This window comes from Paracoccus sp. (in: a-proteobacteria) (genome assembly GCF_046289755.1).
Taxonomy (GTDB): domain Bacteria; phylum Pseudomonadota; class Alphaproteobacteria; order Rhodobacterales; family Rhodobacteraceae; genus Paracoccus.
Map to the genome: position 1 here is coordinate 45,997 of NZ_JBKBVD010000012.1, position 18,245 is coordinate 64,241.

Annotated in this window: 16 protein-coding genes and 1 tRNA gene; 7 read left to right on the forward strand and 10 right to left on the reverse strand. The window is 67.3% G+C overall.

What is annotated here, in order from left to right:
• Positions 1 to 152 precede the first annotated feature (152 nt).
• A tRNA-Ala gene (locus ACK41U_RS06495) sits at positions 153 to 228 on the forward strand.
• A gap of 688 nt (positions 229 to 916) precedes the next feature.
• Here ACK41U_RS06495 and glmM read toward each other — a convergent pair.
• The 7 genes from glmM to ACK41U_RS06530 form a co-directional block, all read right to left on the reverse strand.
• Positions 917 to 2,260: a phosphoglucosamine mutase gene (gene glmM, locus ACK41U_RS06500; RefSeq protein WP_409677446.1), complete on the reverse strand. Its 1,344-nt coding sequence runs from the start codon at positions 2,258 to 2,260 to the stop codon at positions 917 to 919.
• Positions 2,257 to 3,261 (reverse strand): dihydropteroate synthase, encoded by a 1,005-nt coding sequence (folP, locus tag ACK41U_RS06505; protein ID WP_409677448.1) that lies wholly within the window; start codon positions 3,259 to 3,261, stop codon positions 2,257 to 2,259. The genes glmM and folP overlap by 4 nt, the downstream gene beginning before the upstream one ends.
• 7 nt (positions 3,262 to 3,268) lie before the next feature.
• On the reverse strand, positions 3,269 to 4,066 hold the full coding sequence (locus ACK41U_RS06510) for a dihydroneopterin aldolase (RefSeq protein WP_409677450.1): 798 nt from the start codon (positions 4,064 to 4,066) through the stop codon (positions 3,269 to 3,271).
• Positions 4,067 to 4,123: 57 nt separating this feature from the next.
• Positions 4,124 to 4,789 (reverse strand): cell wall hydrolase, encoded by a 666-nt coding sequence (locus tag ACK41U_RS06515; protein WP_409677452.1) that lies wholly within the window; start codon positions 4,787 to 4,789, stop codon positions 4,124 to 4,126.
• A 269-nt stretch (positions 4,790 to 5,058) separates the two neighbouring features.
• Positions 5,059 to 7,602, reverse strand: coding sequence for a putative PEP-binding protein (locus ACK41U_RS06520; protein ID WP_409677454.1), 2,544 nt, complete (start codon positions 7,600 to 7,602; stop codon positions 5,059 to 5,061).
• Positions 7,603 to 7,693: 91 nt separating this feature from the next.
• Positions 7,694 to 8,302, reverse strand: a complete 609-nt coding sequence (locus ACK41U_RS06525) for a peptidylprolyl isomerase (RefSeq protein WP_409677456.1) — start codon at positions 8,300 to 8,302, stop codon at positions 7,694 to 7,696.
• Positions 8,295 to 8,801 (reverse strand): peptidylprolyl isomerase, encoded by a 507-nt coding sequence (locus tag ACK41U_RS06530; protein WP_409677458.1) that lies wholly within the window; start codon positions 8,799 to 8,801, stop codon positions 8,295 to 8,297. The genes ACK41U_RS06525 and ACK41U_RS06530 overlap by 8 nt, the downstream gene beginning before the upstream one ends.
• A gap of 171 nt (positions 8,802 to 8,972) precedes the next feature.
• Between ACK41U_RS06530 and ACK41U_RS06535 the strand changes: the two genes are divergently transcribed.
• Complete coding sequence (locus tag ACK41U_RS06535) at positions 8,973 to 10,175, forward strand: phosphoglycerate kinase (RefSeq protein ID WP_409677460.1); 1,203 nt, start codon at positions 8,973 to 8,975, stop codon at positions 10,173 to 10,175.
• A gap of 66 nt (positions 10,176 to 10,241) precedes the next feature.
• Here the strand turns inward: ACK41U_RS06535 and ACK41U_RS06540 are convergent, their stop codons facing one another.
• Positions 10,242 to 10,535: a hypothetical protein gene (locus tag ACK41U_RS06540; protein ID WP_409677462.1), complete on the reverse strand. Its 294-nt coding sequence runs from the start codon at positions 10,533 to 10,535 to the stop codon at positions 10,242 to 10,244.
• A gap of 225 nt (positions 10,536 to 10,760) precedes the next feature.
• Here ACK41U_RS06540 and ACK41U_RS06545 point away from each other — a divergent pair, with 225 nt between their 5' ends.
• Complete coding sequence (locus ACK41U_RS06545) at positions 10,761 to 11,687, forward strand: class I fructose-bisphosphate aldolase (RefSeq protein ID WP_409677464.1); 927 nt, start codon at positions 10,761 to 10,763, stop codon at positions 11,685 to 11,687.
• Between the two features lie 175 nt (positions 11,688 to 11,862).
• Positions 11,863 to 13,140, forward strand: coding sequence for an NAD(P)/FAD-dependent oxidoreductase (locus tag ACK41U_RS06550; RefSeq protein ID WP_409677466.1), 1,278 nt, complete (start codon positions 11,863 to 11,865; stop codon positions 13,138 to 13,140).
• On the opposite strand, the gene ACK41U_RS06555 is transcribed toward ACK41U_RS06550, so the two are convergent.
• On the reverse strand, positions 13,137 to 14,015 hold the full coding sequence (locus tag ACK41U_RS06555) for a LysR substrate-binding domain-containing protein (protein ID WP_409677468.1): 879 nt from the start codon (positions 14,013 to 14,015) through the stop codon (positions 13,137 to 13,139). The two genes, ACK41U_RS06550 and ACK41U_RS06555, sit on opposite strands and share 4 nt — an antisense overlap.
• Positions 14,016 to 14,142: 127 nt before the next feature.
• On the opposite strand from ACK41U_RS06555, the gene ACK41U_RS06560 reads away from it, so the two are divergent.
• On the forward strand, positions 14,143 to 15,657 hold the full coding sequence (locus ACK41U_RS06560) for an aldehyde dehydrogenase family protein (RefSeq protein ID WP_409677470.1): 1,515 nt from the start codon (positions 14,143 to 14,145) through the stop codon (positions 15,655 to 15,657).
• A 4-nt stretch (positions 15,658 to 15,661) separates the two neighbouring features.
• Here ACK41U_RS06560 and ACK41U_RS06565 read toward each other — a convergent pair whose 3' ends face one another.
• Positions 15,662 to 16,321 (reverse strand): ceramidase domain-containing protein, encoded by a 660-nt coding sequence (locus ACK41U_RS06565; protein ID WP_409677472.1) that lies wholly within the window; start codon positions 16,319 to 16,321, stop codon positions 15,662 to 15,664.
• Between the two features lie 133 nt (positions 16,322 to 16,454).
• On the opposite strand from ACK41U_RS06565, the gene gatC reads away from it, so the two are divergent.
• A complete protein-coding gene (gene gatC, locus ACK41U_RS06570) occupies positions 16,455 to 16,742 on the forward strand; it encodes an Asp-tRNA(Asn)/Glu-tRNA(Gln) amidotransferase subunit GatC (RefSeq protein ID WP_409677474.1) in 288 nt (95 codons plus the stop codon).
• Positions 16,739 to 18,223 carry an Asp-tRNA(Asn)/Glu-tRNA(Gln) amidotransferase subunit GatA gene (gatA, locus tag ACK41U_RS06575; protein WP_409677476.1) on the forward strand — a complete coding sequence of 495 codons (1,485 nt, stop codon included), beginning with the start codon at positions 16,739 to 16,741 and terminating at the stop codon, positions 18,221 to 18,223. The genes gatC and gatA overlap by 4 nt, the downstream gene beginning before the upstream one ends.
• The last annotated feature ends 22 nt before the right edge of the window (positions 18,224 to 18,245 follow it).

Here is an 18,245-nt window from a genome sequence, read left to right on the forward strand (position 1 = left end):
GCCGCAGGCCGCGATATTTATCATCATTCACAGGCCGATAACGGTAGTTTTGTGACTGCAACAGATTGGTGAATTTTTCGCTTGCGGCTCTCGGTTGCCCCGCCTATACGGCTGTCATCAGGCGGCGCCGAGGCGCCACCAAGACCTCCGGTGGGGCCATAGCTCAGTTGGTAGAGCGCTTGAATGGCATTCAAGAGGTCAGGGGTTCGATTCCCCTTGGCTCCACCATTAAAATAAAAGACTTGCCGATAGAACGGGCCTCCCCGACGCTGCGATGCTTTGTTTCGGGGAAGCGTCCGGGAATCCGGTGCCTGGACTGCGCACCGTCATTTTTGTTGCCGCGCCCGCATCACGCGTGACCGGCAGCAGAACCGGGTGGAAGCTCCTGGCGCAAACCGGACAATCCTTCGGGTGCCGCGTCAGCTTGCTCTTGCTACGGCAGGCGTGACCGCAGAACTTCCCGCGCCCCCTGAGGGCCTTGCCGCAATGGCGGCACCTCCTGCGGGTCTTGTTGGCATCGGCAGATGATCTCTGGCGGCAGCGCGTGCTGCAAACCCCACGTCGCGCCCCGCGCCTCTGCCGGGATCGGGCCGATGCACCAGACATATTTCCGGCCCTGCCGCTCTTCGATCCGCTTCGCCCGCAGCTGGCCGACACAAGATGCTTCCCGACACCTTGTTCCGCCGCATTCCCGCCGAATGGTGCAGCCGGTCATGGGACAGGCGCGTGATCAGTCTGATCCCATCGTTGTCCGGCAGCTGCTTGGGGAACCGACGCGTGGGATCGAAATGGCCTGCCCCCCATCATCGACCATGCAAAAGCGAATAACGGAACGTGACGGCGGCGTCGCCGCTGCCCGAGCAACCCAAGGCCCCCGGCCTCTGAAAGTCTGCGCATTCGGCTCGGGCGCGACTGCTCAGGCAGCCGTTTCCACGGCTGCCACGATCCCGTCCACCACTTCGCGCAGCGTCGTCTCGTTCTCGGCCTCGGCCATCACCCGGATCAGCGGCTCGGTGCCGGATTTCCGGATCAGCACGCGGCCTGAACCGGCCAGACGGGCTTCGGCTTCGGCGATGACGCGGCGGACCGGCTCGCAGGACAGAGGGTCGGCGCCTTCGGCATAGCGGACGTTTTTCAGAAGCTGCGGCACAGGATCGAACTGGCGAACGAGTTCGCTGGCCCGCGCGCCCGTCTCGGCCATGGAACCGAGGACCTGCATCGCGGCCATCAGCCCATCGCCGGTCGTGGCGTGGTCGGTCATCACGATATGGCCCGATTGCTCGCCGCCCAGATTGAACCCGCCCTCGCGCATCCGTTCGACGACATAGCGGTCACCGACGCGGGTCCGCTCCAGCTTCAGCCCGCGCGCCTGAAGAAAATGCTCGAGCCCCAGATTGGACATCACGGTGGCGACCAGCGTGTCGCCCGCCAGCCGCCCCTGCGCGCCCCAGCGCCCGGCCAGCAGCGCCATGATCTGATCGCCATCGGCCACCCGGCCATGTTCGTCGACGATCACCACCCGGTCGGCATCCCCGTCCAGAGAGATGCCCAGATCGGCGCCATGTTCGCGCACAGCCGCCGCGCAGGCCTCGGGATGGGTGCTGCCGACGCCATCATTGATGTTGAACCCGTCGGGCTTGACCCCAAGCGGGATCACATGGGCGCCCAGTTCCCACAGAACCTCGGGCGCGGCGCGATAGGCGGCACCATTGGCACAGTCCAGCACCACGCGCAGACCGTCCAGCCGAAGACCCGCCGGAAAGGTCGTCTTGGCATATTCCATATAGCGCCCCCGCCCGTCCTCGATCCGCCGCGCGCGACCGATATTGGCGGGCTGGGCGGGCTGGATCTGGTCGGCGACGATGGCCTCGATCTCGGTTTCGGCCTCGTCGGACAGCTTGAAGCCGTCGGGGCCGAAGAACTTGATGCCGTTATCCTCGGCGGGGTTGTGGCTGGCCGAGATCATGATGCCCAGATCGGCGCGCATCGAGCGCGTCAGAAATCCGACGGCAGGGGTCGGCACCGGGCCCAGGAGCAGCACATTCATGCCGGTGCTGGTCAGGCCCGCCGTCAGCGCGTTTTCCAGCATGTATCCCGACAGGCGGGTGTCCTTGCCGATCACCACGCGGTGCCGGTTGCGTCCGTCGCGGCGGAAATAGCGCCCGGCGGCGGCGCCAAGGCGCAGCGCCATCTCGGCGGTCATGGGGTAGGTGTTGGCGCGCCCGCGCACGCCGTCGGTGCCGAATAGCTTCCTGTTCATGTCTCCGCCCTCTCGTTCTTATTGTCGTTACCGTTCACCGCGCCCCACAGACGCAGGCCCTGCGCGTGCGCTGCCACATCATGGACCCGGTGGATCTGCACCCCCTGGGCCACCGCCATCACCGTCAGCGCCAGCGTGCCGGGGCCGCGGTCCCCGGGCGCAGCGGCGCCGCCGATCGCACCGACAAAGCGCTTGCGCGAGACGCCCAGAAGGATCGCGCATCCCAGCCCATGATACAGCGACAGCCGCCGCAGGATCGCCAGATTATGCGCCTGCGATTTGCCAAAGCCGATACCGGGATCGATCACGATCCGGTGGCGGGGGATTCCCGCCGCCCCGGCGCGCGCGATACGGGCGGCCAGCGCGTCATAGACATCCAGCAGCACGTCGTCATAGCGCGGATCATCCTGCATGGTCTGGGGCAGGCCCTGCGCGTGCATCAGGCAGACCGGAACCCCGCGCGCCGCCACCAGCCCGGTCAGGGCAGGGTCGAAGTCCAGCCCGGACACATCGTTGATCATCCCCGCGCCTGCATCCAGCGCAGGCCCCGCCACCGCCGCCTTGCGCGTATCGACCGAGACCGGGGCCAGCGCCGCTCCTGCCCGGATCGCGGGCAGGATGCGGGCGGTTTCCTCGGCGGCCGCGACCTCACCTGCGCCGGGCCGCGTCGACTCGCCTCCGATGTCCAGCAGGTCGGCCCCCGCCGCCGCCAGCGCCGCCGCGTGCCGGGGCGCGTCATAGCGCCCGCCATCGGAAAAGCTGTCGGGCGTGGCATTGACGATGCCCATCAGGCGGGGCCGGTCCAGCGACAGACCCAGCAAGGCCGCGCGCGGCGCGGTCAGCGCCTCGATCACGGCGTCGGGCGCTGTGTCCACGATCTGGGGCGCGGCGCCGCGCGTCAGGCGCTCGAACTGCGAAAATCCGGTCCAGCCACCGGCCAGCCGCCAGCGTCCGCCCTCGGGCTGGGGGATGGGGCGGTAATATTCCGTGGTCGCGGGCATGGACGGCCTAGACCGTCACCCGCCCGACGGGCAGGTCCAGCCCTTCGGGTAGCGTGGGCAGGTCGCGGTCCGCCGGCAGCGCAAAATCAATCCGGCACGCGCTGATCCGGCCGGCCAGCCACAGTCCCAGATCCTGGGGCGTCTGCCCGGCCTCAGTCGCAGTGGCGGCCAGACGCGCGGGCGCCCAGACCACGGGTCGGCGCGAATGGATTGCGGCGTCCAGCTCGGTCCGGGTCTCGGCGACCTCAAGCGCCAGCTGACCCGCCAGCGCCCACGCGGCCTGATCCAGCGCCAGCAGGTGAATGCGCCGGACGTCACCGCCCGGCGGCACGGGCAGGGCGGGCGCGTCGGGGACGATCACCACAGCGTCAGGGGGGCAGGCAAACGCGGCGGCGGGCGCCTGCCAGATCAGCACGCGCGCCTCGGTCGGAACGCCGGTCGCGCCGACACGGCCCGCATCGCGGACGATCGACACGCCAAGCGCGCCCGGCCCCCGGTCCAGCTTTTCGACCGTGACGTTGATCCGCGCCGCAGCGGGATGGGCCAGCACCTCGGCGGCGATCCGTTCGGCCAGAGTTTCGACCAGATTATAGCGCTGATCGGCCAGCGCAGTGCCGACCGCCTGCGTCAGCACGTCATAGGACAGGACCGCGTCCACATGATCATCCGCACCACTGACAGGCTGTCGCAGATCGACGGTGAGATTGAAGCGCAGCCGCTGGTCGCGACCTCGCTCGGACTGAAAGGCGCCGATTTCGGCCAGAATGACGTAATCGCGCAGAAAGATGCGGTCGGGATGTTCCATACCCGCCATTCACAGCAATTTACGCGTCTGGGCAAGCCCCGTCACCGCGCCCGTGCCTCAGTTCGAAGCAAGGCGCCGGTTGTCGCGGTAAAAGATATGGCGCCCGATCCGGGTGGTGCGTTGAAAGCGGCTGGACCACGCGGGCCGGACTGCCGGGGTGTGGAAATAGGTTGCGCCGCCGGTCAGGGTGCGGGGGGCACCGGCAAGCGCGGATTGCGCAATGTCGCGGGCGCGCAGATAGGCGCTTTTGTTGCGGATCGGTTTGGCGCCGCCGATCGTATAGCTGAACTGGCTGGGCTGGTTGATCACACCGCAGACCGAGCCGGGAAAGACGCGGCTGTCGACGCGGTTCAGGATCACCTCGGCCACAGCCTGCTGGCCCTGTACGCCTTCGCCACGGGCTTCGTGATAAAGCGCCTCGGCCATGCAGTCCAGATCGGCCTGCGAGACACGGTTGACGCTGGCCAGATGCAGGTCCTCGATATCCATATCGGCAGAGATTTCGATCTTCACAGCATCACTGTTGGCATATAGAAGCGGCGAGCGGCGCGCGCTTTCCAGTTGAATCGCGGCAGCAGCAGGCATCGCGGCAGCTGCGAAAAGCCCGGTGTCGGACGAGAACAACGACCCGCTGCCCCCGGCCGCGGCGATGGTCGTAGATAAGGGTATGGCGGTCGCAGCGCACAGACAGGCGCGCACCAGCCGTTGAAGCAGCTTTTGCATTGTCAGTCCTATGTAACGTCAACCTGTTGACAGGTCGTTAATCCCGCCACCCCCACGAGCAGAGCGTTGGTGCCGGAACCGGATGATGGTTAAGTTTTTATTAATGGTTGAGGCTATCCCACTTTGACGTGAGACGCCTGAATGCCCCGAATTACCCCGAGTCGGGCAGGAACCCGCCGACCCCATCAGCGGATTCGCGCGACATCTGGCTGATGCGCGCGTCTTTCAGGCCGTTTCGGACCTAAAAATCAGGGGGTTGGGTGGGCGAATCAGTCCTCGACGCCCGACAGCCGCGCACGGATCGCGGATTGGGCAGCGGCCAGCCGCGCGATCGGAACGCGGAAGGGCGAGCAGGACACATAGTCGAACCCCGCCTCGTGGCAAAAGGCGATGGATTCCGGATTGCCGCCATGTTCGCCGCAGACCGAGATGGTGATGCCGGGTGCCTGTCTGCGTGCCCTCTGCACCCCGGTCAGCAGCAACTCTCCCACGCCGTCCTGATCCAGCACATGGAACGGGTCTTCGGAATAGACCCCCTGCGCCACATAGGTTCCCATGAAGCGCCCGGCATCGTCGCGCGACAGGCCATAGGTCATCTGCGTCAGGTCGTTCGTGCCAAAGGACAGAAAGGCCGAATGCGCGGCTATATCGCCCGCCCGCAGCGCGGCGCGCGGCGTCTCGACCATGACGCCCAGCTTATAGGTGAAATCGGTGCGGCGTTCGTTGCGCACAGCGGCGGCGACGGCATCGACGCGGTTCTTGACCAGCTCGACCTCGCGCATGGCGCTGACCAGCGGGATCATGATTTCCGGCACGACCGGATCGCCCTTGCGGCTGGCATCGACCGTCGCCTCGAAGATGGCGCGGGCCTGCATGTCATAGATCTCGGGCATGGTGATGCCCAGGCGGACGCCGCGCATGCCCAGCATCGGGTTGAATTCCGACAAAGCCTCGACCCGCCGGGTCACGTCCGACAGGGGCAGGTCCATGGATTCGGCCAGCTCGCGCAGCCCTTCGCGGTCATGGGGCAGGAATTCGTGCAGCGGCGGATCGAACAGGCGGATCGTGACGGGCAGCCCGGCCATGATCTCGAACAGCTGGGTGAAATCCTGCCGCTGCATCGGCAGGATACGGGCCAGCGCAAGGCGGCGGTCATCGGCGCTGTCGGCAAAGATCATCTCGCGCATGGCGGGCAGGCGCTCGGCGTCAAAGAACATATGCTCGGTCCGGCACAACCCGATCCCCTGCGCCTCGAAGCGCCGCGCGGTCAGCGCATCCTCGGGCGTGTCGGCATTGGCACGCACGCCGATGCCCCCGGCCTGACTGGCCCAGTCCAGAAGCTGGGTGAAATTGTCGTCCAGCGCCGGGGGCAGCAGGGCGGCGGCCCCTGCCAGAACCTCGCCCGAGCTGCCGTCGATGGTGATCTCGTCGCCCTCGCGCAGCTCGCGCCCGCCCGCCGTCAGCGTGCGGTTGCGCAGATCGACACGGATGCCGGTCGCGCCGACGATGCAGGGCAGGCCCAGACCGCGCGCGATCACGGCGGCATGGCTGGTGGTGCCGCCGCGTTCGGTCAGCACGCCCACCGAGGCGTGCATGCCGCGGATGTCCTCGGGGACGGTTTCGCGGCGCACCAGAATGCAGGGCTCGCCGCGCGCATTGGCGGCCTGCGCCGCCGCGGCGGTCAGCACGATGCGCCCGGTGGCGGCGCCGGGGCTGGCATTGATGCCGCGCGTGATCAGATCGCGCGGCGCCCGCGGATCGACCTGATGGTGCAGCAGATCGGCCAGCGCGCGCGGCTCGACCCGCATCAGCGCCTCTTCTGCCGGGATGATGCCGTCGCGCGCGAGGCTGACCGCGATGCGCACGCCCGCGCGCGAGCCGCGCACCACCCGCGTCGCGTCGATGACCGAGATGCGCCCGCCCGTCACCACGAATTCGATCTGCATTTCCTCGCGCAGGCGTTCGCGGGCGGCGATGCCGAAACGGATCAGATCGGCGAATGTCTCGGGCGCGATGTCCTGCAGTGACGGGCCGCGCTCGTCATGGGTCAGATACAGCGTCTCGGCGCCGGTGCCCACGGCGGCGCCATGGCTCTGGCCGCGAAAGCGTCCGGTGACGCGCGGGTTGCCGGTGACCGGATCGACGAACTGGATCGTGCCCGAGCCGCACAGGCCCGGCCCCAGGGCCAGCGCCATATCCTGCACCACCAGCCCCAGCGGCGCATCCGCAGGCGCCCCCTTGGCCTGACGCAGCAGCCGCGCGGTCGGCCCGTCCCAGGCCCGCGCCATCGAGCGCAGCACCTCGGCCAGTTGCTGCGCGGGGTCCTGGGGAAAGGGTTCGTCGGTCTCGGCCTCGAAGGCGCGCAGGGCGCGGGGCAGGGCGTCCTTGCCCTCTTGCGCGAACATGTCGGGGTCAAGCCGGGCGATGTTGATCGCGTAGCTCTGGACAAAGGACAGATAGATCGCATCGGCGCTGTCGCGCCCGATGACGTCGCACAGGCGGGCATGCAGCGTGTCGTTGATGCCCACGTTCAGCACCGTGCCCGGCCCGCCCCATTCCGGCATCAGCGCCGAGGGGCGCACGCTGACCAGCCCGCTGCCCGCCTCAAAGACATGGCGCAGCGCCTCCAGCCGCAGATGCCGGCCCGCCGCAATGGCGCCGACCGTCTCGCAGGGCAGGGCGAAACTCAGCGGCACGGGCAGGTCCATCCGCACCAGCCGCTGAAGGCATTTTGCCCGCCAGCCATGCCGGTCGCGGGTGACGCCTGCCGAGGGCGTGATCCGGGTCGTCTCGGTGATGTCGCGCATGTCCATGGGCGGACAGTCTAGGCAAGGGGCAAGTCATGCCGCAAGTGCGAAAAGAGGGGGCCTGCGCCCCCTTTTTCCTGTGTTTTCAGCAAACTGCTTACTCGGCAGCCTCGGTGATGGTGACGCTGGCCATATAATCGGGCGAATCAACCCGGCCATTGCCCGCCCGCGAGGGGTCGCCCTTGCGGATCTCGTCCAGCACATCCCAGCCTTCGATCAGCTGGCCGACGATGGTATATTGTCCATCCAACGAGGGCGTGCGGTCGAAGTTGATGAAGAACTGGCTGTTGGCGCTGTCGGGGTCCATCGACCGGGCCATGCCAACGGTGCCGCGCTGGAACGGGCGGTCGCTGAATTCGGCGGGCAGGTCGTCCAGATCCGAACCGCCGGTGCCCGCCATCGAGACATCGCCATCCTGCTTGCCGTGCTGGACATCGCCGGTCTGGGCCATGAAGCCCTCGATCACGCGATGAAACACCACGCCGTCATAGGCGCCCGAGGCGGCCAGTTCGGTCAGACGCTCGACATGGCCGGGGGCCAGATCGGGATAGAGGTCCAGAACCAGCGTGCCTTTGGCGGTGCCTTCGGCATCGGCGATCTCGATGACCATATTGGGGCCGGGGCCGTCCTCGACCGCCGGGTTCTGTGCCAGTGCGGCGCCTGCGGTCAGTGCCAGAACGGCGGGGATCAGGGCGAGTTTACGCATCGGCGGCCACCTTGACGCTGATCATGCGGTCAGGGTTCGCAGGCGGCTCGCCGCGCGCGATCTTGTCGACATGCTCCATTCCACCGATCACGCGGCCATAGACCGTGTACTGACCGTTCAGGAAATGGTTGTCCTTGAAGTTGATGAAGAACTGGCTGTTGGCGCTGTTGGGGTTTTGCGACCGCGCCGCCCCGATCGTGCCCCGGTCATGCGGCAGCTTCGAGAATTCCGCCGGAAGGTCGGGCTTGTCCGACCCGCCCGTGCCTGCGCGGCCCGGATTGTAGTCCTTTTCCATATTGGCATGCGCCACGTCGCCGGTCTGGGCCATGAAGCCCTCGATCACGCGGTGGAAGGCCACGTTGTCATAGGCCCCGGCGCGGGCCAGTTCCTTCATCCGTTCGGCATGTTTGGGGGCAACATCGGACAGCAGCTCGATGATGACGGGGCCATCCTTGAGTTCGATGATGATGGTGTTTTCCGGGTCTCTGATCTCGGCCATGTGGCTCTCCTCTGCCAGGTTCGCCCCATGATCTAGGGGCTGCGCGCGCCAAGGGCAACGCGCGAAACCATTACGGATGCGCGATCAGACCCGCGACGGCATGCTTTCGCCGCAGTTGACGCGGCCCCCGCCATGCGGGACAACCCCGCTCAAAGCCCGAGAGGACGCGACATGGCCAAATTCAATACAATCGACGATCTGGACATTGACGGAAAGGTCGTGCTGACCCGCGTGGATGTGAACGTGCCGGTCGAGAACGGCCGCGTGACCGACGCCACCCGGATCGAAAAGATCGTGCCCACGATCAAGGACATTCAGGCCCGGGGCGGCATCCCGGTCCTGCTGGCGCATTTCGACCGGCCCAAGGGCGTGCGCGTCGAGGCGATGAGCCTGCGTCAGATCCTGCCCGCGCTGGAGGCCGCACTGGGCCAGCCCGTCACCTTTGTCGAGGATTGCATCGGCGGCACCGCCAAACGTGCGGTCGCGGCGCTGAAGCCGGGCGATGTGGCGCTGCTGGAAAACACCCGCTTTCATGCGGGCGAAGAGACGAATGACCCGACCTTTGCCGCGTCCCTGGCGGCGCTTGGCGGGGCCTATGTGAATGACGCCTTTTCGGCGGCGCACCGGGCCCATGCCTCGACCGAGGCGCTGGCGCGGCTGCTGAATTCGGGCGCGGGGCGACTGATGGAGGCCGAGCTCAAGGCGCTGGACGCAGCCCTTGGCAACCCGCAGCGCCCGGTCATGGCCGTGGTGGGCGGCGCCAAGGTCTCGACCAAGCTGGCCCTGCTGATGAACCTGATCGAGAAGGTCGATCATCTGGTGATCGGCGGCGGCATGGCGAACACTTTCCTCGTCGCCAAGGGGGTCGAAGTCGGCAAGTCGCTGGCCGAACGCGACATGGCCGAAACCGCCCGCGCGATCATGGACAAGGCACAGTCGACCGGCTGCCGCATTCACCTGCCGGTCGACATCGTCGTGGCGCGTGAGTTCAAGGCAGGCGCCGAAAGCGAGACCCTGCCGGTGGATCAGTGCCCGACCGATGCGATGATTCTGGATGCCGGACCCGAGACGGTCGAGGCCCTGCGTCAGGCCATGTCGGCCTGCAAGACGCTGATCTGGAACGGCCCGCTGGGTGCTTTCGAGATCGAGCCGTTTGATCGCGCGACCAATGCCGCAGCCAATGCCGCGGCCGAACTGACGCGGGCGGGTGGTCTGGTCTCGGTGGCCGGGGGCGGCGATACGGTGGCCGCGCTGAACAAGGCGGGCGTGGCGGATGATTTCACCTTCATCTCGACCGCAGGCGGCGCGTTTCTGGAATGGATGGAAGGCAAGGTTCTGCCCGGCGTCGCGGCATTGGAAGGCGCGCGTCGCTGAACGGATCATGCGGCGGCAGGCTCAGCCAGGCCGCCGCATCTTGTCTGTCAGCATCATCTCGGGCGCCTATACCTGTTGTTCGGGATCGGACGCGGGTTCGGATGCGGAGGCGTTTCTGCCGTTTGCGCTGGCCTCGTAATCGAACAGAACCTTCATCCACTGCTTGAACTCCATCGGGGTGGTCAGCTTTTCGCTGGCCTGAACCGTGAAGCCCGGTGGCAGCTCGGTCCGCTCGGCGCCCGAGGTGATGGGACGCAGCAGCAGACTGCGCTGATCTGCGCCGATTTCGGTCTGAAGCGCCGTCGAACCCGTGCCGAAAACTGGCAGCTGGTAATGCGCGAGGGTGGTGGTCATGAACATGATAACTCCTTTCCGGGAGAATCCCCGGATTAAGTAATGTGATGGAATCGCAATGATATCCACTGTTCTGTCATTAAGGTTTTAGCCATCCGTCACTCCATCTGCGGGCAGGGCTGCGCCGCACTGCGGCGAATATCCCCATCTCCCTGATTCTGTTAGCGTAACCAGCATTGCCGCTGCTTTAGTGCATGCTATCCAGCAGCCCACACCCACAGGAGATGTTTCATGCAGATGACCGACACGGTGCGCCGCATTCTGGCCAATTACGAGGGCGAGACGCCGGGCGTGAAGGCGCAGCTGGCGCGGATGCTGATGACCGGCAAGCTGGGCGGCACCGGCAAGATGATCATCCTGCCCGTCGATCAGGGCTTTGAGCATGGCCCCGCGCGGACCTTTGCCGCCAACCCGGCGGGCTATGATCCGCATTATCACTATCAGCTGGCCATTGACGCGGGGCTGAACGCCTATGCCGCCCCCCTTGGCATGATCGAGGCGGGCGCCGACACTTTCGCGGGCCAGATCCCGACGATCCTGAAAATGAACAGCGCCAACAGCCTGATGTCGGACACGGCGGGCAAGAATCAGGCCGTCACCGCCTCGGTCGATGATGCGCTGCGGCTGGGCTGCGCGGCCATCGGCTTTACCATCTATCCGGGCAGCGACATGGCGCTGGATATGTTCGAAGAGATCGTCGAGATGCGCCGCGAGGCCGCCGCCAAGGGCGTGGCGACCGTGATCTGGTCCTATCCGCGCGGCGAGGCGATCACCAAGGACGGCGAGACCGCCATCGACGTGGCCGCCTACGCCGCCCAGATTGCGGCCCTGATCGGCGCGCATATCATCAAGATCAAGCTGTCCACCGACCACCTGATGCTGCCCGAGGCCAGGAAGGTCTATGAGGACAAGCAGATCGACATCGCGACGCAGGCCGCACGGGTGGCGCATTGCATGCAGGCCTCGTTCGGCGGCCGTCGCATCGTGGTGTTCTCGGGCGGGGCGGCCAAGGGCGCGGATGCGGTCTTTGACGATGCCCGCGCGATCCGCGACGGCGGCGGCAATGGCAGCATCATCGGGCGCAACAGCTTTCAACGCTCGCGCGCGGATGCGCTGGAGATGCTGCAAAAGCTGGTCGAGATCTACAAGGGCGCCTGATCGCCACGCCACCACACGCCGCCCGCCTGATCGCGGGCGGCGTTGCCCTGCGGGTCATTCCGGTTTGGAATGACGTCCGCAGAAATCGTCACTGGCATCTTCCGCCCGCGCGATGACAGACTGACGGGTGCGCCCACCGGCGGCGCAGTCACGCCGCAGTCACGGACGGTCCCCGATGCAGAACGATCCCCGCAGCCATGGTCTTTGGGAGGCGACAGCCCCCGCAGCCTCCGCGACCGAGATCCTGACGGATCAGATCCGCGCCGATGTGGTCATCATCGGCGGCGGCTATACCGGCCTGTCCACCGCGCTGCATCTGGCCGAGCGTGGCGCGGATGCGGTGGTGCTGGAGGCGGTTCAGATCGGCTTTGGCGGTGCCGGGCGCAATGTCGGGCTGGTCAATGCGGGCATGTGGGTGATGCCGGACGAACTGGTCCGCAGCCTTGGCCCCGAGCAGGGCAACCGGCTGCTGGATTTTCTGGGCGAGGGGCCCGCGCAGGTCTGGGACATCATCGCCCGCCACGGCATCGCGTGTGAGGCGAACCACGCAGGCACGCTGCATGTTGCCCATGACGCCTCCGGCCTGGCCGAACTGACCGAGCGCCACCGCCAATGGGCCGCGCGCGGTGCCCCGGTGGAACTGCTGGACCGCGAGGCCACTGCCGCGCGGTTGGGATCGGCGCAGTATCACGGCGCGCTGCTGGACCGGCGGGCGGGGACGATCCAGCCTTTGGCCTATGCGCGCGGGCTGGCGCGGGCGGCGATCGGGCAGGGGGCGCGGATCTTCACCGGCTCGCCCGCCACGGCGCTGGCGCCTGCGGATGGCGGCTGGCGGGTCTCGACCCCGCAGGGCGCGGTGACCGCGCGGCAGGTGGTCTTTGCCACCGATGCCTATACCCGGCACCTGATGCCGGAACTGTCCACGCAGCAGGTGTTTCTGCCCTATTTCAACATGGCGACCGCGCCTGTGCCCGATGAGGTTGCGCACACGATCCTGCCGGGCCGCGAAGGGGTCTGGGACACGCGCGAGGTGCTATCCTCGTTCCGGTTTGACCACCAGAACCGGCTGATCTTTGGCTCGGTCGGCGCGCTGAGGAATACCGGCGCGGCGATCCACCGGGCTTGGGCGCGGCGGGCGCTGGCGCGGATCTTTCCCCAGATCGGGCCGGTAGAATTCGAATCCGAATGGTTCGGCACCATCGGCATGACCAGCGACAACCTGCCCCGGTTTCACCAACTGGCCGAGGGCGTGGTGGCGTTCTGCGGCTATAACGGGCGTGGCATTGCGCCGGGCACGGTCTTTGGCCGGGCGCTGGCGGGCTGGCTGACCGGCGGGAATGAGGATTTGCCCTTGCCGTCAACCGCGCCTCGGCCCGCCGCGCTGCGTGCCCTGCGCGGGGCCTTCTATGAATTCGGCGCGCAGGCGTTTCATCTGGTCGATGCCCGGCGCTAGGCCACCTGAGCGGTGATCCAGTCGCGAAAGGCCAGCGCCACCGGGTCCGAGGCGCGGGCATCGGGGATGACGATCCAATAGGCCGCATCCGTGGTCAGTGCGTCGCCCGGCAACGGGCGCATGTCGCCCGCCCGCAGCTCCCGTTCGATCAGATAGCTGGGCAGCAGCGCCGCGCCGATGCCCGCCAGCGCCGCCTCGATCAGCAGTGAGAACTGGTCAAAGCGATGGCCCTGAAAGCCGCGCGCAACCGGCTGACCCTGCGCGCCCAGCCATTCGGGCCACAGCATCGGGCGCGAGTCCAGATGCAGCAGCGGCAGATCATCGGGCAGCATGCCTGCGGTCATGGCCGAGGGCGCGGCGACGGCCAGCACCGTTTCGGCGCACAGATAGGTGCAACTGGCGCCGGGCCATGCCGGTTTGCCGTAATGGATCGCCAGATCCACCCCCTCGGCGCCCAGATCAAAGGCGCCCTGCCGCGAGGTGACGCTGACCTGCAACCCCGGATGCGCCGCCAGAAACCCCGGCAGACGCGGCATCAGCCAGCGGCTGCCAAAGGTCGGCAGGGTCGCCACCGACAGATGCCCGGTCACATCGCGCCCGCTGGCCGCGCGCAGGGTCAGATGGGCCATGCCCGCCAGCAGCGCCTCGATCTCGGGGCGCAGGCGCTGGCCTGCGGCGGACAGCACGATGCGCTGGCGGATGCGCTCGAACAGGGCGATGCCCAGCTGCGTCTCCAGATCCTTGATCTGGCGGCTGACGGCGCTTTGCGTCAGGTCCAGCTCGATCGCGGCGCGGGTAAAGCTGCCATGGCGGGCGGCGGCCTCGAAGGCCTGCAGGGCGGCAAGGTCGGGCATCTGGCTGCGGCTGATCTTCATTCCGGTCTCGCATTAAGTCAGTCTGACACGTCACGCTTAACCCGAAGATTGATGCCATATCCAGATGAACCTGACGCCGCGCCGGGGTAAGCTGCGCGCAATCGCGATCCCCTGACCGGAGCATGACATGACCGACATCGCCCAGAATACCCATGAGATCCTGACCCGCCTTGGCGTCGATCCGGCCAGCCATACCGGCGGCACGCTGGCCAGCTTTTCGCCGCTGACCGGCGAGCAGACAGCCCAGTTGCCCCAGCATGACGCCGCAGCCGTCACCGCCGCCATCGACCGCGCGGCCATCGCGTTCCGCGCGTGGCGCAATGTGCCCGCGCCCCGGCGGGGCGAGCTGGTGCGCCTGCTGGGCGAGGAATTGCGCGCATCCAAGGATGATCTGGGCCGTCTGGTGTCGATCGAGGCGGGCAAAAGCCCGTCCGAAGGCGCGGGCGAGGTGCAGGAGATGATCGACATCTGCGATTTCGCCGTCGGCCTGTCGCGGCAGCTGTACGGGCTGACCATCGCGACCGAACGCCCCGGCCACCGGATGATGGAGACATGGCACCCGCTTGGCGTCGTGGGCGTCATCTCGGCCTTCAACTTCCCCGTGGCGGTCTGGTCGTGGAACACGGCGCTGGCGCTGGTCTGCGGCAATCCGGTTGTCTGGAAGCCGTCGGAAAAGACCCCGCTGACGGCGCTGGCCTGTCAGGCGATCCTGAACCGGGCGCTGGCCCGGTTCGGCGATGCGCCCGAGGGGCTGTCGCAGGTCATCATCGGCGGGCGCGAGACAGGCGAGGCGCTGGTCGATGATCCGCGCGTGGCGCTGGTCTCGGCCACCGGCTCGACCCGGATGGGGCGGCAGGTCGGGCCGCGCGTGGCGGCGCGGTTCGGGCGCACGATCCTGGAACTGGGCGGCAACAATGCGGGCATCGTCTGCCCCTCGGCCGATCTGGACATGGCTTTGCGCGCGATTGCCTTCGGCGCGATGGGCACGGCGGGACAGCGCTGCACCACGATGCGGCGGCTGTTCGTGCATGAAAGCGTCTATGACGCACTGGTGCCGGGGCTGATCCGGGCCTATGCCTCGGTCTCGGTCGGCAATCCGCTGAGCACGCAAGCGCTGGTCGGCCCGCTGGTGGACCGTGCGGCCTTTGAGGCAATGCAGGCCGCCATCGCGGCGGCAAAGGCCGCAGGCGGCACCGTCCATGGCGGCGCGCGCGTGCCCGAGGCCGGGCCGGATGCGGCCTTCTATGCCCGCCCGGCGCTGATCGAGATGCCCGCCCAGACCGGGCCGGTGTCCGAGGAAACCTTTGCGCCGATCCTGTATGTGATGCGTTACAGCGACCTGTCCGAGGCCATCGAACAGCATAATGCGGTGGGGGCGGGCCTGTCCTCGTCGATCTTCACCACCGATCTGCGCGAGGCGGAGCTGTTCCTGTCGGCGGCGGGGTCGGATTGCGGCATCGCCAACGTCAATATCGGCACCTCGGGCGCCGAGATCGGCGGGGCCTTTGGCGGTGAAAAGGAAACCGGCGGCGGGCGCGAAAGCGGCTCGGACGCGTGGAAGGGCTATATGCGCCGCGCCACCAACACGGTGAACTATTCGCGCGAATTGCCACTGGCGCAGGGTGTGACCTTCGACATCTGAATGCTCAGACCGGGCCGCTTTGCGCGGTCCGGTGCCTGCGCCAGACCTCGATCATCCAGCCCAGCATGACGGCGTTCAGGATGTGCCACATGAAATGCGTGCCCATGGGCACCAGATCACAGGACGGCTGATCCAGCGTGCGGAAAGTCAGCGACACGACCAGAAGGCCCGCGCCAATCGCCAGCCCGCGCGCCGTGTCAGGCAGGCGATTGCGCAGCAGCAGCGCATAGACCGCGATCAGCAGCGGCACCGGCGCATAGCTGGCCGATGAGCCCAGACCGGGGATCATCTCGAACAGCGGCACCGTCGCCGCCGCGTAGGGGATGAACCCCGCTGTCACCAGCCCCGCCACCCAGGGCCGTGCGCCGAAATAATCCCGGGTGGCCGCAAAGACATACAGCAGGATGAACGCCAGAATCGGCAGCACATCCATCAGCCCGGTCAGCCGGTTGGCATGGGTGTGAAACAGCCACGATCCGACGCCGATCACGAACAGGTTCGCCGCCAGCGCCCGGCCCATCGCCATGCCCGGCCCCTGCAACCGCCGCCACATGATCAGCGCCGCCACCATGAAGGCCAGATTGGTCAGCGCGTTGATCGGCTCGGACCAGTAATCCGGGCCGGTCCGTTCACAATAGGCATTCACCGGGGCAAACCAGTCCATCGGCGCGGTCCTTTCAGGCAGCTGTCACGCGGGCAGGTTACGTCAGCGGCACCTGCAGCGCAAACCGTCACTCCTGCTGCTTGCGACAGCGCGCACAGCGATATAGACCCGCCTGCGAACGAAAGGAAACGTCATGTCGATCACCCAAGACGAGGCCCGCAAGGTCGCCCATCTGGCGCGGATCGCGGTCGATGAGGCCGCCCTGCCGGCGCTGGCGCGCGAACTCAGCGGCATCCTGCATTTCATGGAACAGCTGAACGAGGTTGATGTCGAAGGCATCGAACCGATGACCGGCGTGACGCCCATGCGGCTGAAACGCCGCGAGGATGTCGTGACCTCGGGCGGCATGGCGCCGCAGATCCTGTCGAATGCCCCCGACGCGCGCGAGGGCTTTTTTGCCGTGCCGAAGGTGGTGGAATGACCGATCCGAACCGACTGACCATTTCCGACGCCCGCGACGCGCTCAAGCGCGGCGATCTGACCTCGGTCGAGCTGACCGACGCCTGCCTGACCGCCATCGAGGGCGCGGGCGCACTGAACGCGTTCGTCCATCACACCCCCGAGATGGCCCGCGACATGGCCCGCGCCGCCGATGCGCGCATTGCTGCCGGTGACGCGGCCCCGATGACCGGCATCCCGGTGGGCGTCAAGGACGTGTTCTGCGTGAAGGGCGTGCCGTCTCAGGCAGGCAGCCGCATCCTGCAGGGCTTTGTGCCCGAATACGAATCGACCGTGACCCGCAACCTGTGGGACGCAGGCGCCGTCATGCTGGGCAAGCTGAACCAGGACGAATTCGCCATGGGTTCGACCAACGAATCCAGCTGCTATGGCCCCGCTGTGAACCCGTGGAAAACGGCGGATGGCGCGGCCCTGACACCGGGCGGCAGCTCTGGCGGGTCGGCGGCCGCGGTTGCGGCGGACCTGTGCCTTGGCGCGACCGGCACCGATACGGGTGGGTCCATCCGTCAGCCTGCGGCCTTCACCGGCATCGTCGGGCTGAAACCCACCTATGGCCGGGTCAGCCGCTGGGGCGTGATCGCCTATGCCTCCAGCCTCGATCAGGCTGGGCCGATGACGCGGACCGTGCGCGACGCGGCGATCATGCTGGGCGCGATGGCCTCCGCCGATCCGGCAGACAGCACCTGCGCCGACCTGCCCGTGCCCGATTTCGAGGCCGCCCTGACCGGCGACATCCGCGGCAAGCGCATCGGCATCCCGCGCGAATACCGCGTGGACGGCATGCCCGCCGAGATCGACGCGCTGTGGCGTCAGGGCGCCGACATGCTGCGCGACGCGGGCGCCGAGATCGTCGATATCTCGCTGCCCCACACCAGATACGCGCTGCCCGCCTATTACGTGATCGCCCCGGCCGAGGCCTCCTCGAACCTCGCCCGCTATGACGGGGTCCGCTATGGCCACCGCGCGACGCTGGGGCAGGGCGACGGCATCGACCAGCTCTACGAAAAGACCCGCGCGCAGGGCTTCGGCCCCGAGGTGCAGCGCCGCGTGATGATCGGCACCTATGTCCTGTCGGCGGGCTTCTATGATGCCTATTACAACCGCGCCCGCCGCGTCCGCGCGCTGATCAAGCGCGATTTCGATCAGGCTTTTGCGGCGGGGATTGATTCGATCCTTGCACCCGCGACCCCTTCGGCGGCCTTCCCGCTGGGATCGGTGGACAAGGGCGATCCGGTGCAGATGTATCTCAACGATGTCTTCACAGTGACGCTGAACCTCGCGGGCCTGCCGGGCATCGCGGTGCCGGTGGGCCAGGACGCGCAGGGCCTGCCGCTGGGGCTGCAGCTCTTCGGGCGCCCCTTCGACGAAGGCGATCTGCTCAATCAGGCGCTGGCGCTGGAACGGGCGGCGGGCTTTGTGGCCAGACCGGATCGCTGGTGGTAACCTCCGGCCAGACGGGATGGGG

Excerpts from the sequence above, each read along its gene's own strand:
- ACK41U_RS06555 (WP_409677468.1), bottom strand. The coding sequence starts at position 14,015 with ATGAAGATCAGCCGCAGCCAGATGCCCGACCTTGCCGCCCTGCAGGCC.
- ACK41U_RS06540 (WP_409677462.1), bottom strand. The coding sequence starts at position 10,535 with ATGTTCATGACCACCACCCTCGCGCATTACCAGCTGCCAGTTTTCGGC.
- gatC (WP_409677474.1), top strand. The coding sequence starts at position 16,455 with ATGTCGATCACCCAAGACGAGGCCCGCAAGGTCGCCCATCTGGCGCGG.
- ACK41U_RS06545 (WP_409677464.1), top strand. The coding sequence starts at position 10,761 with ATGCAGATGACCGACACGGTGCGCCGCATTCTGGCCAATTACGAGGGC.
- ACK41U_RS06510 (WP_409677450.1), bottom strand. The coding sequence starts at position 4,066 with ATGGAACATCCCGACCGCATCTTTCTGCGCGATTACGTCATTCTGGCC.
- ACK41U_RS06515 (WP_409677452.1), bottom strand. The coding sequence starts at position 4,789 with ATGCAAAAGCTGCTTCAACGGCTGGTGCGCGCCTGTCTGTGCGCTGCG.
- gatA (WP_409677476.1), top strand. The coding sequence starts at position 16,739 with ATGACCGATCCGAACCGACTGACCATTTCCGACGCCCGCGACGCGCTC.
- ACK41U_RS06525 (WP_409677456.1), bottom strand. The coding sequence starts at position 8,302 with ATGCGTAAACTCGCCCTGATCCCCGCCGTTCTGGCACTGACCGCAGGC.
- glmM (WP_409677446.1), bottom strand. The coding sequence starts at position 2,260 with ATGAACAGGAAGCTATTCGGCACCGACGGCGTGCGCGGGCGCGCCAAC.
- ACK41U_RS06565 (WP_409677472.1), bottom strand. The coding sequence starts at position 16,321 with ATGGACTGGTTTGCCCCGGTGAATGCCTATTGTGAACGGACCGGCCCG.
- ACK41U_RS06560 (WP_409677470.1), top strand. The coding sequence starts at position 14,143 with ATGACCGACATCGCCCAGAATACCCATGAGATCCTGACCCGCCTTGGC.
- ACK41U_RS06530 (WP_409677458.1), bottom strand. The coding sequence starts at position 8,801 with ATGGCCGAGATCAGAGACCCGGAAAACACCATCATCATCGAACTCAAG.
- ACK41U_RS06535 (WP_409677460.1), top strand. The coding sequence starts at position 8,973 with ATGGCCAAATTCAATACAATCGACGATCTGGACATTGACGGAAAGGTC.
- ACK41U_RS06550 (WP_409677466.1), top strand. The coding sequence starts at position 11,863 with ATGCAGAACGATCCCCGCAGCCATGGTCTTTGGGAGGCGACAGCCCCC.
- folP (WP_409677448.1), bottom strand. The coding sequence starts at position 3,261 with ATGCCCGCGACCACGGAATATTACCGCCCCATCCCCCAGCCCGAGGGC.
- ACK41U_RS06520 (WP_409677454.1), bottom strand. The coding sequence starts at position 7,602 with ATGGACATGCGCGACATCACCGAGACGACCCGGATCACGCCCTCGGCA.